General features: G+C 59.5%; 10 protein-coding genes. 8 read left to right on the top strand and 2 right to left on the bottom strand.

From position 1 onward, the window contains the following. Window positions 1-94: 94 nt before the first annotated feature. Both AB4Y32_RS18000 and AB4Y32_RS17995 read right to left on the bottom strand, forming a co-directional pair. Window positions 95-1426, bottom strand: a complete 1332-nt coding sequence (locus AB4Y32_RS18000) for a M23 family peptidase (RefSeq protein ID WP_368722631.1) — start codon at window positions 1424-1426, stop codon at window positions 95-97. A gap of 4 nt (window positions 1427-1430) precedes the next feature. Next, window positions 1431-3752 (bottom strand): type VI secretion system Vgr family protein, encoded by a 2322-nt coding sequence (locus tag AB4Y32_RS17995; RefSeq protein WP_368722630.1) that lies wholly within the window; start codon window positions 3750-3752, stop codon window positions 1431-1433. Window positions 3753-4022: 270 nt separating this feature from the next. Between AB4Y32_RS17995 and tssB the strand changes: the two genes are divergently transcribed. The 8 genes from tssB to tssE all read left to right on the top strand — a co-directional run bounded on the left by tssB (window position 4023) and on the right by tssE (window position 13808). Continuing rightward, window positions 4023-4529, top strand: a complete 507-nt coding sequence (gene tssB / locus AB4Y32_RS17990; protein WP_368722629.1) for a type VI secretion system contractile sheath small subunit — start codon at window positions 4023-4025, stop codon at window positions 4527-4529. Window positions 4530-4562: 33 nt separating this feature from the next. Further along, complete coding sequence (gene tssC / locus AB4Y32_RS17985; protein WP_368722628.1) at window positions 4563-6110, top strand: type VI secretion system contractile sheath large subunit; 1548 nt, start codon at window positions 4563-4565, stop codon at window positions 6108-6110. A 117-nt stretch (window positions 6111-6227) separates the two neighbouring features. Continuing rightward, window positions 6228-7574 (top strand): type VI secretion system baseplate subunit TssK, encoded by a 1347-nt coding sequence (tssK, locus tag AB4Y32_RS17980; protein WP_368722636.1) that lies wholly within the window; start codon window positions 6228-6230, stop codon window positions 7572-7574. A gap of 53 nt (window positions 7575-7627) precedes the next feature. Next, window positions 7628-8254, top strand: a complete 627-nt coding sequence (locus tag AB4Y32_RS17975) for a DotU family type IV/VI secretion system protein (RefSeq protein ID WP_368722627.1) — start codon at window positions 7628-7630, stop codon at window positions 8252-8254. Then, a complete protein-coding gene (locus tag AB4Y32_RS17970; protein ID WP_439899803.1) occupies window positions 8254-9963 on the top strand; it encodes an OmpA family protein in 1710 nt (569 codons plus the stop codon). The genes AB4Y32_RS17975 and AB4Y32_RS17970 overlap by 1 nt, the downstream gene beginning before the upstream one ends. 14 nt (window positions 9964-9977) lie before the next feature. Beyond that, window positions 9978-10463, top strand: a complete 486-nt coding sequence (locus tag AB4Y32_RS17965; protein WP_368722625.1) for an Hcp family type VI secretion system effector — start codon at window positions 9978-9980, stop codon at window positions 10461-10463. A 103-nt stretch (window positions 10464-10566) separates the two neighbouring features. After that, entirely contained in the window at window positions 10567-13377 is a 2811-nt protein-coding gene (tssH, locus tag AB4Y32_RS17960) for a type VI secretion system ATPase TssH (protein ID WP_368722624.1), read from the top strand. Beyond that, entirely contained in the window at window positions 13374-13808 is a 435-nt protein-coding gene (tssE, locus tag AB4Y32_RS17955) for a type VI secretion system baseplate subunit TssE (RefSeq protein ID WP_368722623.1), read from the top strand. The genes tssH and tssE overlap by 4 nt, the downstream gene beginning before the upstream one ends. Window positions 13809-13811 lie beyond the last annotated feature (3 nt).

The following is a 13811-nucleotide window of genomic DNA, read 5'->3' as shown; positions in this document are numbered from 1 at the left end:
CTTGCGGGTGCGCTTCGTCGACAGATCCAGACCAAGACCAAGCTGTGTCATCTCGCCGCTCCTTGAAGTATCCCCATCCCAGGATAGTTCACGCTCACGTCAGTGCCAGGACTTTTGCAGAGATTCCCTGGTTTGACGGATCGTTTACGTAGCGACTGAGTTCTTCGTTCTCGCGGTAGATGTCCACATCCGGAGTTTGCTTCTCTGCAGGTGTCTCGGTTGCTTTGGCGCTCTGAATCAATTCTCGTAGCTTCGACACGTCACACAGTCCGTCGCTATCAAACGGTGTGTTCGCGTCGCTAACCTTTTGCCAACCCGTGAAGAACGGAAAGTCGGCGTCCGAAAGCTTTTGAACCGCCTCATTGCTCACATCGATGTAACCCTTCTGTCCCGCAGCAAATGTCACCAGAAGCCACGTCGCGCGAGGATTGACACCAGATTGTGCGGTCGACGCCAACGTTGGATTTGCGCTGAGAATACGGCCAAAGCGAAGCAATTCGTATCCGTCGCTTGGGCAGGATGGATATAGCGAACTTGCTCGCTTATAGAGATCGTATTCGTAGTTGATCTCTCGATCTGACTGCGAGGTGAGCAATGTGCGCGATCCGTCGGCAGCAACGCTCCATACGTTCGTGTATTTGTCGCCACGATGGAAATGCACTTCGACATGCAGCGTCAACGCATTTCGTCCACCTTGACCGGGTGCAAATTTGATTCCGTGTAACTTTTGGTCCGCACCCGTTCCGGGTGGCATTGACAGAAATGTCCGTCCCGCAGGAATGACGTAATAGCTATGGCCCCAATAGTCCGTTCCGGCCGGCGTTGTGACGTTCGTGCGCCCGAGTTGCGTCTGCTTGAAATACGCTTCGAAATCTGGCTGTGTCATGAAGATTTCGAAATGGAGTTGCTGAACACCATGGCATTTGCCAACGTATCCGATGGCATCCTTTCGATGCACGTGTTTGTTGCCTCCGGATACTGCGCCGCCCGTATCATGAAGCAGCCACGACGCCAAATCGTAGGGCTTGCGGTGATCGCTATTCTCTGCTGGAGGATGGATTCCCAAGGCATTCATTCCATCGATGTCCAGCAAATGCATGTACAGCGAATAATAGGTAAGGGAGCGGTTCTCCCCCGTCTCGGTTGAATGCTTGAGGAGAACAAAGCCGGCGTTGCTATTGGATTGCCCCGTTCCATCGGATACGGCGGACTGACAAACCCGATAGGCTACGACCTCTCCGTCGGCGATGGCGTGCACGGTGGAGTGCTGATCGCCCGAATCCAAGTGCTGACCACAATGCCAACGCCGATCGAACGCGACCGGATAGATTCCGTGTTTCAGTGCAAATGCATCAACTGCGTCCATCAAAGGATCTGGAGTGGTGGCTGCGCCGACTGTCGGCAGAAGCGGAGGGCTGATGATCATGACACTAGTTCGAAAGAAGGTAACTGTCGTCGGGCGGGCTCAGTTTGCTTTTGGGAAGCGACGGCAGGCCAGGATTCAGGTTTGCCGGTCCTTCAAAAGCAAAAGACGCAGCTTTGATTCGAAAATCGCCTGGGCAAATTATCTCGACGCTGCCGTTCTCAATCTTGACGCATGCACCGCCGCTGGCTACAACGGTCTTCGTTTTTCCACTGATCAGAACATTCTCATTTGCGCTCGCTATACGAAGTTGGCGTTCAGCAAACAGATCGAGTCCGTCGTCATGCGCGTGGATTTCTAGTTTTCCTTTGGCCGCGAACAATTTGAGGCCTAACTTGTGTGCGCAAAGTGAGATTAAATCGCCCGCAGCGACCGTGAACCGCTTTGCTGCGCTAATGTCGACGCTCTTGCCAGCGACCGCGGCGATATCTTCCGCTGTCGCCATTTGGATATTGCGCTCGGACACGAGTCCGACAGAAGCAGGCGCGCTGGCTAACAAGGCTTGCCCCGAGAGCTTGCTTAAATCTTCTTTCGCATTCGCTTGTGAATCCACGTCCGCGGGGACCGCTGTCGCTTGCTCGGTGGAGCTTGCCAATGCACGAGCAATGGCCAGAGCCTTCTCCAATTGGGCGACAGTCTCCTGCATATCCAACTGTTGACCAGTCGCACGCGATTGGTCATATGCCGTGACATACAGCCCCTTCCCCGCACGAATCGCCCCATACCCCGACGTCCTTAGCTCAAACCCTTCCCCTCGCTTCTGCTTCTTTGAATCGACCAGATACCCGAGATTGAGCTGACTCTTTCCCGAGTGCTCGGTCGACAGCTTGATCCCCTCCTGGCCTTCCCAGTCTTCCATGCGCAGCTTGTTGTTGCTCTGCGTACGGATGACATTGCGCGAGAGCCAGCGGTCGTCGCTGGTGATGTGATCGACGGCCTGGCTGTTATGATGGAATGCTGCGATATACGGCTTGTCCGGATTGCCATCGCGGAACTCCACGACAGCCTCCGTTCCATCGAGGGCCGGAAAGTGAAACCCTGTCTGCAGCGCACCCGCGAACGGCTTCGCGAGCCGCAACGGCACACTTTCCCCGCCCGGATTCCATTCGTCGAAATCCAGGTCGAAGCGAACGACGTAATAACCTTGCTGAGTCAAATATGCATACTTGTACCTGCCCGGCGACGTGACGCGCGCGCTGAGTGAGCCGGTGACTTTCGGCCACGCCTCCTCATCAAGCTTGAGCCGGAAGCGGCGTCCCGAAGGAATCGCCTTGTAGGTATTGGTATAAGCGTCGTCTCTCGCACCGTGATGCTTTACCTCGATAACCACCTGCCCGTCGGGTGCGTCTACAAGCGGCGCATCGACATGCAGAATGCGCGCGGGTTGCAGCGCGAGCACATTGCTCTCGCCCTCATAGACGAGCTGCCACGCAATCGCCGCCTCGTGACGCAATTGCGCTTCCCACTGCGCGCCATCGGCATCGAGATGGCTCGTGCCGTAGATATAAGGCTTGCCATAGGTCGTGGCATCGTCGCTCGCGACATTGGACTCAGCCTTGAAGCGCTCCCACGCCTGATCGGGGTTGTAATCAGCAACGGTATAGCCTTGCGCGACACTGTGCGCATGCATCCTCAAACCGTAGAGGGCCTCAATACCGGCTTCGAGCCCGGCTGTCTCCCGATAAGGCACATTGAGCTGAGGCTGATAAACATAGTGGTCGATGTCGTCGGAAAAATGAATGACATCGCCGTGCTCGTCCTCGGCGATGCGACACCAGATGCCTTCTTTCTGCATGAGCATCTGGATGTAGGCTAGATCGCTGACCTGGCACTGCATCCTGAAGGCATGCTGCGGATATTGTCGGCGCAGCCGGAACCGGAACTGATGACCCTGAAAGCCGTGCTGTCGCAGTACCGATTCAATTATCTCGGGCGCAGTCTGATGCTGATAGATGCGGCTCGTGCGAACGCAGGCGAGCTTCGACAGGTGCGCCTCGACGACGATCTCATAACTGGTGAAGTCTTTCGTGGTCTTCAGTTTCGAGAAGCGCGTGATCCAGCCGGAAAACTTCCGGGGTTGCGAGTCACCGGGAACAATGGAGAAGGTCGCGTTCTTGCCGAGATAATCCGCGCGAGAAAGTTCGTCAGGGTATGTGAGCGCGATGGTGATGTAGTAAGGTTCACCCAACCGCTCAACAGCTTCGAACGAAACCACGGACAACCCACTTGCATTCCCGGCGCCCAATACGTCAAGAAAATAGGCTTGCCTGCCCGTTACAGGGCTTGGCGCTGCTTGCGAAATGCCAATCTTCTCCAAGATGTCTGACATGCTATTACGCTCCCGTGACCACGAATCCTAATATAAACAGGAATCCATAATATCAAATTGATACACACACGCGTTTTGGACGAAACGATAAACGCTATAGGTCCTGCTGTGAAGTAGTCATTTCGTGTTTTTGTTTCGATTACTTGGGTTTTACAAAATTTCACGCGACATCGGAAAATTCGATTCTCTCCAACTCCTTCGTTGTGCTACAAATATAAGCGGCAGGATGTGGAATCCTAACTAATATGAAACAGGATTAAGGACGTAGACATGAGCGAAAGTTTCCAGAACGAGGTGCCGAAGGCACGCATCAATTTGAAACTCGACCTGCATACGGGCGGCGCACAGAAGAAGGTCGAGTTGCCGCTCAAGCTGCTCGTGATGGGCGACTACAGTAACGGTCAGGACAGGCGTCCGCTTGCGGAACGCGCGAAAGTCAGTATCAGCAAGAACAACTTCAACGCCGTACTTTCCGATCATGCACCCAAAGCCCGCATTGCAGTCGAGAACACGCTCGCGGGCGACGGCTCGGAATTGCCCGTCGATCTCGAATTCCGTTCGATGGACGACTTCAAGCCGGAGAACGTCGCCAGCAAGGTGCCTGAATTGCGTGCGTTGATGTCGGCTCGCAATCTGCTTCGCGACCTGAAGTCCAATCTGCTCGATAACGCCACGTTCCGCCGCGAGCTCGAACGAATCCTGAAAGACCCCGCATTGTCCGATCGCTTGCGCGATGATCTTTCAAAAATCGGCGAATCAAGTTCAGAAGCCGCCTAAGGTCCAGGCAATCAAAAGAAGAGCAGAACTATCATGGCAAAGAACGAAACACGTATTCACGAGACGGCTGAGGCAGACACTGTTGTACTCGACGCGCCGGGAAAGAGCGTCTACGAGTCGCTGTGCGAGAAGATCAATCTGAAGCCCGTCACAGCTACCCGGCCATTCGAGTCGTTCCAGAGCGCGGACGCGTTGTCGGAATCGTCGCTGGACGAGCGCGTTGCGCAGGCGATGAACGTCTTCTTGAAGATGATCAAGGACTCGTCGCAGCACGTCGACCGTCTGGACCGAAGCCTGCTCGATTTCCATATCGAGCATCTCGATCAGCAGATCAGCCGTCAGCTCGACGCGATCATGCACGACGAGACGTTCCAGAAAATCGAATCGGCATGGCGCGGGCTCAAGTTTCTGGTCGATCGAACGGATTTCCGCAAGAACGTGAAGATCGAAGTGCTGGATGTGTCCAAGGACGCACTGCGCCAAGATTTTGAAGACACCCCCGAAGTCATTCAGAGCGGGCTCTATCTGCACACGTACATCCAGGAGTACGACACACCGGGTGGCGAGCCGATCGGCTCGATCATTTCGAATTATGAATTCGACCGCGGTCCGCAGGATATCGCACTGTTGCGCAACATCGCGAAGGTGTCGGCCGCTGCTCACATGCCGTTCATCGGCTCCGTCTCGCCTCAGTTCTTCGGCAAGGAAACGATGGAAGAAGTCGCGAGCATTCGCGACATCGGCAACTATTTCGATCGCGCCGAATATCTGAAGTGGAAGAGCTTCCGCGAATCCGATGACGCGCGCTACATCGGCCTCACATTGCCGCGCTTTCTGGCGCGTCTGCCGTACGGCGCAGACACGGTTCCCGTGCGCGCATTCAACTACACGGAATCCGTCAAGGGTCTGGACCATAGCCGCTATCTGTGGGCCAACGCGTCGTTCGCTTTCGCGGCGAACATGGTGAAGAGCTTTATCAAGAACGGCTGGTGCGTGCAGATTCGCGGTCCGCAGGCCGGCGGGCTGGTCGAAGATCTGCCGATCCATCTGTACGATCTCGGCACTGGCAATCAGGCGAAGATTCCGAGTGAAGTGCTGATTCCCGAAACACGCGAGTTCGAATTCGCCAATCTCGGCTTCATTCCACTGTCGTACTATAAGAATCACGACTTCGCGTGCTTCTTCTCGGCGCATTCGGCCCAGAAGCCGACTGTGTTCGATACCAAGGAAGCAACCGCGAATAGCCGCGTCAACGCGCGCTTGCCATACATCTTTCTCCTGTCGCGTATTGCACATTATCTGAAGCTGATTCAGCGCGAAAACATCGGCACGACCAAAGACCGGCGTCTTCTCGAACTCGAATTGAATACGTGGATCAAGTCGCTCGTCACCGAGATGACCGACCCGGGCGACGATCTCCAGGCGTCGCATCCATTGCGCGAAGCCCAGGTGACAGTGGAAGACATCGAGGACAATCCCGGCTTCTTCCGCGTAAAGCTCTTCATCATTCCGCACTTTCAGATCGAGGGCATGGACATCAACCTGTCGCTCGTTTCGCAAATGCCCAAGGCGAAGAACTAATCACGCTGCTTCAGACAGCGCAGACTGCGCGACGTCCGAGGGGCGCTGTGCAGTCCAGAACTTTTAAGCGGCTCTGTATCGCGTAACCGAGCGCCATTTCGCACACTAGCAGGCATGATGAAGATTACGAGACCGTTGTGGGCTCAGGGGATTTTCATGACCCCGCAGCACTTTCAGCAGCAGGCCATGTGGGACCGGTTTGCTGACGAGCGCGTGGCACGCATTGCAAGTCCTGATCCGTGGGGCGTGACTCACGTTGCTTTCGATACGCACGCGCTCTCGATCAGCCGGCTGCAGTTGACTTCGCTCGCTGCGCGGTTGCCCGACGGAACTTATATCGATTCGGAAACATCGGATCGACTGCCGCCGTCTCGCGATCTTGCCGAAGTGCCGGCACAGCTCGACGCCGCAACCGTATTGATCGGTCTGCCGCTGATGGATGCGCAGGGCGGCAATTGTATCGAAGACGGTGAACGGCCCGCCCGTCCGCGCCGTTTTCTGCGTGAATACTTGAGGGTCGTCGATGTCAACGGCGAAGGTAAGGAAGAGATCAGCGTCGAGCGTCACGCACTCGCGTTGCTATTCGATTTCGAGCAGGCCGGTGATTACGTGACTTGTCCGATCGGTCGCATCGTGCGCAACGCACAAGGGCGTTTCGAATTCGACACATCGTTCGTTCCGCCTTGTCTCGTGTTGTCGGCGAACGAGCAGCTGCTCGCGCGTATGAACCGGCTCGCGGAGATTCTGCTCGCGAAGAGTGCGAGTCTCGCGGTGCGTCGCCGCGAGCGCTCGGACCAGATCGCGGACTACGCCGTCGCGGACGTGTCGCTCTTCTGGCTGCTGCATAGCGTCAACACGACGTGGCCGGATCTCGCGCGCCTATGCCAGGCGCCAAATCAGCATCCCGAGCGACTGTATGGCGTGCTGGCGCGTCTTGCCGGCTCGCTGCTGACTTTTTCGACGACGGAATCCTTGCAGGCCATTCCCGCATACGATCATCGCGCGCCGGAACCGGTGTTCGCCGAACTGGAGTCGTTGATCCGCACGCTGCTCGACACGGTCATTCCTTCCCGCGTCGTGCCCGTGGTGCTCGAACGCGTCAAGCCGACAGTCTGGGTGGGCCGCTTCAACGACGAGCGTCTTGTCGAAGGCGCGGACTATTACCTGTCGGTGCAGGCTGGCCTGCCCGCGCATCAGCTGCTCGATCATGTGCCGCGTCTTTGCAAGGCGGGTGCTCCCGATGAAGTCGAACAGATCGTCAATTCGGCGCTGCCTGGCATCCCATTGCGCACGATGTCGCGTCTGCCCGCCGCGATCCCTGTCCGCATCGAAAACCAGTACTTCGCGCTCGATGGCTCGCATCCGGCATTCGCCCGGATGCTCGCTGCGCGCGCGTGCCAGTTTTACATACCGGCGTCGATTCCGGATGTATCGCTCGAGCTTTATGCGGTGCTGCCGACATGACGAACGCTTTGCATCCGGAAAACCAACCCGATTTCCATGTGCTGCCTGTCGCGTTGCGCGACACGGCGCTGCTGGTGACTCAACTCATGCAGGACGGCGTACCGGGGGCGTACGACGGGTTCCGGCGAACATGTAAAGAACAGGTTGCGCATCTTCGCAAACAGATGTCGGCTAAGGGACATCCCGCGGACGTCGTCGAAGACGCGGCGTACGCGCAGTGCGCATTGTTGGACGAAGTCACCCTCCGTTGTCTGAACGGCAACGATCGAGACCAATGGGAGCGGGAGCCTTTGCAGGTTGCAGAGTTTCGCAGCCATGATGCAGGGGATGAACTCATCCGCCGTATCGAACGGCGGCTGTCAGAGCGGCAGCCTTCGCTGACGTTGCTTGCCGTGTTCAATGCGGTGCTGAGTCTCGGCTTCAAGGGCCGGTTCGCGCTCGACGGCGAGGAAGCGCGCTCCGCGCTGATGCGCTCGATCGACGATCGGCTCGAGCGCGGTGGCTGGCAGCGTGCCGATCCTGCGACGACGACCGTGATCGTGACGGCACCCTATGCGCGCCCTTGGTATCGCCGCATGAACGCACTGGCATGGGTTGCCGCCGCCTGCGTCGTGTCAGGCGTGCTCTATCTGATGCTCGATCGCTGGCTGTCCGCGTCGATCGAAAACCTCGCGCGCTGATGGTGGCCGTCGTGTCCGGTTATCCCTGGCGGTCTGTGTTTGTCTGGATCGCGCTGCTACCGCTAATCTGGCTCGCGCTTTTTTCGCCATGGCCAGCCGGTTGGAACGTCGCGTGCGCTTCGCTGATAGTGCTCGCAGCATTGATTTGCATCGCGCTCTTCACGCGGCGCATGCGCGAACGGCGTGCGTCGACTCAGCATGTTCTGCGTTCCATCGACGCCGCGCTCGCATCGTTGCCCGCCGACATCAAGCGCAATACGCCGCTCGTGTTGACCATCGGCGAATCGGGCAGCGTGCTCTCGCGCGTGTTCGACAAGAGCTCCGTCATCGTGACGGAAGCAGCCATATGGGTGCGCCACGATGACCCGTCGCGGCTGATGCATCTCGCGGACGCTCTCAAGCGCTGGCGCGGCGGCCAAGGGCCAGATGCCGTTGCGTGGCTGATGACGGCTGACGACGCGACGAGCGTCATCACGTTGCAAGCCGCGCTCAAGCGCTGGCGCGTGGCGATTCACGAAGCGTGCCGGGCGCTCGGCTACCGGTTGCCCGCGTGCGTCGCGTTATACGGGATGGAAAACCGGCAGACACCATCCGATTACCCTTGGTTCGGCGTGTCCGGCTCGACCGCGTTGGACATGCACACCACGGCGGAGCAAATTGCTGAATCGCTCGGCGCATTCGTCGAACGGGCGCAGCCTGACGACCGGCAGCCGCGTGCATTCGTGGCTGCACATCTGGAAGCGATCGTGCGATGGGGTTGCGAAGCCGTCTTGCCGCCGCTGCAAGACACGCAGCGCGGCGCGCAGGCGCTGACGTTGAACGCGTTCGGTGTCACGGCGGTGGCCGGTCAGAGTGCGCGCGACTCGCTGTATGCGCAATCCGTCGCCGCGAGGACCGCGCTCGACGTGCCTGCCGGCGCGGGCATCACGCAGCGATATCCATTGCCGCTGCCGCTCATTCGTGGAATTGCGCCGCAGCCCGTTCGTCGCGCGTTGCCGGGTGCGCTCGTCCATGCGTTCGCGTGGCTCGCTGTGTGGTTTTGCGCGGCTGCGGCGGCTTCGGCGTGGCAGAACCGCGCGCTGGTCGCACACGTGACGGCCGACATGAAGCGCTATCAGGCAATTCCGCCCGCGCTGGACGCTGCGCGCCTGGACGCGCTCGCGGCCGTCAAACAGGATCGGGACCAGCTTGAACGATACGCAGGCATGGGCGTGCCGCCGCGCCTCGGTCTCGGGCTTTATCGCGGTGCGCCGTTGCTGCCGCTCGCGAACCGCCTGATCGCAAGTTATCAGCCGCCTGCTCCACCGCCATCGACGATCGAGCTGGACAGCATGTCGCTCTTCGACAGCGGCAGTTCGAAGCTCAAGGCCGGCTCGAACCGGGCTCTCGTCGGCGCGCTGGAGATGATCAAGGGGCATCCGGACAAACGGGTGCTGATTGCCGGCCATACGGATTCGGTCGGCAGCCCGGCCAGCAACCTGATGCTGTCCGAGGCACGAGCCGCAGCCGTGCGCGACTGGCTCGCGGACGCCTCCGGTATCTCCGTCACGCGATTCGCGATTCAGGGTTACGGCGACACCCGCCCAAAGGTTTCCAACGATACCGACGCGGGACGCGCGCAAAACCGGCGCGTCGAGATCACGTTAGTACCCGACTGCCGCGACGATCGTGGCAACGGTTTTACCCATGGCCATCCGGCCTGCTCATAGAAGGAGAAGAAGAAATGGCAATTCCCGCATACATGTGGCTGAAGGATGACGGTGGCGCCGACATCAAGGGCTCGGTCACCGTCCACGATCGCGAGGGCAGCGTCGAGGTGGTCGCATTCGATCACGGCATCCACATTCCGACCGACGGCAACACCGGCAAGCTGACGGGCACCCGCGTGCACGCGCCGATCACCTTCACGAAGGAAACGGATGCGTCGACGCCGTACCTGTACAAGGCGGTGACGAGCGGCCAGACGCTGAAGTCGGTCGAAATCAAGTGGTACAAGATCGACGATGCGGGCAAGGAGAAGGAATACTTCAACACGAAGCTCGACAACGTCAAGGTCGTGGCCGTGCGACCGAAGATGCTCGACATCAAGATCCCCGACTTCGAAAAGCACAACCATCTCGAAGAAGTGGAACTGCGCTACGAGAAGATCACCTGGTCGTACAAGGACGGCAACATCATCCACGCCGACACGTGGAACGAGCGCTCGTAAGCGCCGCATCGTGACGGGCCTCCCCGCTTAGGCCTGTTCGGAGGCCGTCATCGTTTCCGGTCCGGTCGCTCGGACCGGCTCCCCTCCCAGTTTTACTTCTGCCATGATTGCCCGAGATTTTTCCCCGTTCCTGCGTCGTCTCAACGATCATTGCGCGCAAGCGCTCGCCGATGCAGCGAGTCTGTGCGAAACGCGCGCCCATCGCGACATCGAGGTCGAGCACTGGCTCATCAAGTTGCTCGAACTCGGCGATGGTGATCTCGTCGCGATTCTGCGACGCTATGAACTGGACGTCGACGCGATCTGGAACGGTCTGCTGGACGCGATCGACCGGCTGCCGCATGAGTTGCGCGGCAAGCCAGGATTGTCCAACCGTCTCGGGCAATTGCTAGAAGCCGCGTGGATGCGGGCATCGCTTGAAACGTCGCGCGCGGGCGATGCCGTCATTCGCTCGGCGCATCTGCTGGCCGCGCTCGCCGATATTCCTTCACTGCTTCGCGCGACGGATGCGTGGGCGTTGCTATCGGTATCGCCTGCGCAGATCGAGCGGCTCATGCCGGAGCTGGACCGTGTTTCCGTCGAGGCGCCGCGCGCACGCGCGAATGGGACGACGCTGTCGCAAGTGGAGTCAAAGCCTACCGGCTCTTCATCCAGAGGCGATCACGCGTTGCCGGCGGCGCCCGCGGAGCATGCGGATCGTCACCCGGTCAGCAGGCAGCACTCGAACGATGCACTCTCGCGATTCACGATCGACATTACGCAGAAGGCGCGAGAAGGACGCATCGATCCCGTCTTCGGACGCGATGTCGAGATCCGTCAAATGGTCGACATCCTCGCGCGCCGGCGCAAGAACAATCCGATTCTGGTGGGCGATCCCGGAGTCGGCAAGACGGCTCTCGTCGAAGGGCTGTCGCTGAAAATCGCTCAAGGCGACGTGCCGCTCGCGATTCGCAACGTCACCGTGTTGACCCTCGATCTCGGACTCTTGCAGGCGGGCGCAGGCGTGAAGGGCGAATTCGAGCAGCGCCTGAAGAACGTCATCGAAGCAGTACAGCAATCGCCGGTGCCGATCCTGCTGTTCATCGACGAAGCACACACGCTGATCGGCGCGGGCAATTCCGCGGGCGGTGCCGACGCGGCAAATCTGCTGAAGCCCGCACTTGCGCGCGGAGAACTGCGGACCATCGCTGCGACGACATGGTCGGAATACAAGCAGTACTTCGAGCGCGACGCCGCGCTCGAACGGCGTTTCCAGATGGTCAAGGTCGACGAGCCCGACGACGACAACGCCTGTCTGATGCTGCGCGGACTGAAGGAGCGCTACGCGCAGCACCATCACGTGCATATCACCGATGCAGCCGTCGTGGCTGCCGTGCGGTTGTCACGGCGGTACCTGACGGGGCGCCAACTGCCGGACAAGGCTGTCGATCTGCTCGACACCGCAGCCGCCCGCGTGCGGATGAGTTGCGAGGCGACGCCTTTGGCAATCTCCACGCGCGAGGCGGAGAGCGCGGCGCTGGAGGTCGAGCGCAAGGCGCTGTTCGAAGATCAGGCTGCGGCATCCGCGGACGTGAGCGAGCGCGTCAAGACCATCGATTCGCGGCATCGCGAACTGGGCATCGAGTTGCGGGCATTGAAAGCCATGCTCGCTACACAAAGGGAAACGGCTGCGCGTATCGTCGCGTTGCGCGAGCAATGGCGAACGGCATCGGACGATGCGACGCGCGACGCATTGCAGCTCTCCATACGCGAGGCGCATGCCGCACTCGCGCAGCACGGCGGTGACGTACTGGTTCATGCGGAGGTCAACGAGGCGTCGATTGCAAATGTGATCGCCGACTGGACGGGCGTCCCCGTCGGCAGTCTGCTCGAAGACGAACTCGCGACGATACTTGAACTGGAAACACGGCTGGCGCGCGTCGTGGTGGGGCAGGACGAGGCGCTTGCCGCGCTCGGCAGGTGTCTGCGCGCGGCGAAGGCAGGCCTCAAATCGGACGAATCGCCGCTTGGCGTATTTCTGTTGGTGGGCCCGTCGGGCGTCGGCAAAACGGAGACGGCGCGCGCGCTCGCCGACCTGATGTTCGGCGGCGAGCGCGCACTCATCACGATCAATCTGTCGGAGTATCAGGAAGCGCATACCGTTTCGCAGTTGAAGGGCTCGCCTCCTGGCTATGTCGGCTATGGCCAGGGCGGCGTGCTGACGGAAGCGGTGCGTCAGCGTCCGTATAGCGTGATCCTGCTGGACGAAGTGGAGAAGGCGCATCGCGACGTGTTGAACCTGTTCTATCAGGTCTTCGACCGGGGCTTCATGCGTGACGGCGAGGGACGCGTCATCGATTTTCGCAACACGGTGATTCTGATGACGTCGAATCTGGCCAGCGAGCGGATCATGGCCGCGATCGACACCGCAAAAGAGGCTGCGGGTGAGGTTGCGCGGGAAGCCGACAATGAAGGCGTTGGCGAAGCACCGCCGGATTCGGGCGATGAGCCGGTCAGCGATGCAATGCTGATGGAAGCAGCCCGACCGGCGCTGCTCGAACACTTTCAGCCAGCGTTGCTCGCGCGTTTTCAGACGGTGATCTATCGGCCGCTGTCCGCAGTGGCGCTCGCGACCATCGTTCGGATGAAGCTCGACAAGGTCGCGCAACGAATTGCAAGGCGTTTCGAAGTCTCGCTCGCCTGCGATGATACGTTGATCGATGAACTGGTGCGCGCGTGTCAGACGCCGGACTCGGGCGCACGCAACATCGACAGCCTGCTCGATCAGCAGATTCTGCCTGTGCTGTCGCGCGAACTGCTGCTGCGTTCGGCGAAGGGCAGATTGCCCAACAGGATACGGTTGTCGTGCAGCGAGGCGGACGGCGTGACCGTCGATTTCGAAGAAGAGCCGCTCGAAATAGAGGCAACGGTATGAATCGGGGTGGCCCCGGACTCTTCGAGATGTTGACGGGACACTTCGCAAATGGCGTCGCCATCGACGAGTTCGACACGCATACTCAGACGTTTCTGTCCGTGCAGGACAACATCCATCGGATCTTGAACAGCCGCCGCAACGGTCTCGCGCATCTGCCCGACTATGGGCTCGACGACCTGTCCGAGATATACCGGCACTTGCCGGCGTCGGCGCACAAGCTCAGGCGTGAGATCGAGGCCACGCTGCTCAAATACGAACCGCGTCTGTCCAGCATCGAGATCAGCATCGAAGAGCCCGCGCCGGGCATGCTGCTGAGCTTTACGATGGCGTGTCATTTGCGCAAGGAAGGGCTCGTGCGCTTCGGCACGCACTTTACGCCGGACGGGCGCACGCGCCTCAAGATGCTGAACCGTGACATCGACCGATACTGAGTT

Origin of the sequence: Paraburkholderia phymatum, from assembly GCF_040965635.1 — a bacterium.
In the GTDB taxonomy this organism is placed as follows: Bacteria; Pseudomonadota; Gammaproteobacteria; order Burkholderiales; family Burkholderiaceae; genus Paraburkholderia; species Paraburkholderia phymatum_B.
Note: the sequence above shows the minus strand (reverse complement) of the source record. Positions and strands in the feature narration are given on the sequence as shown.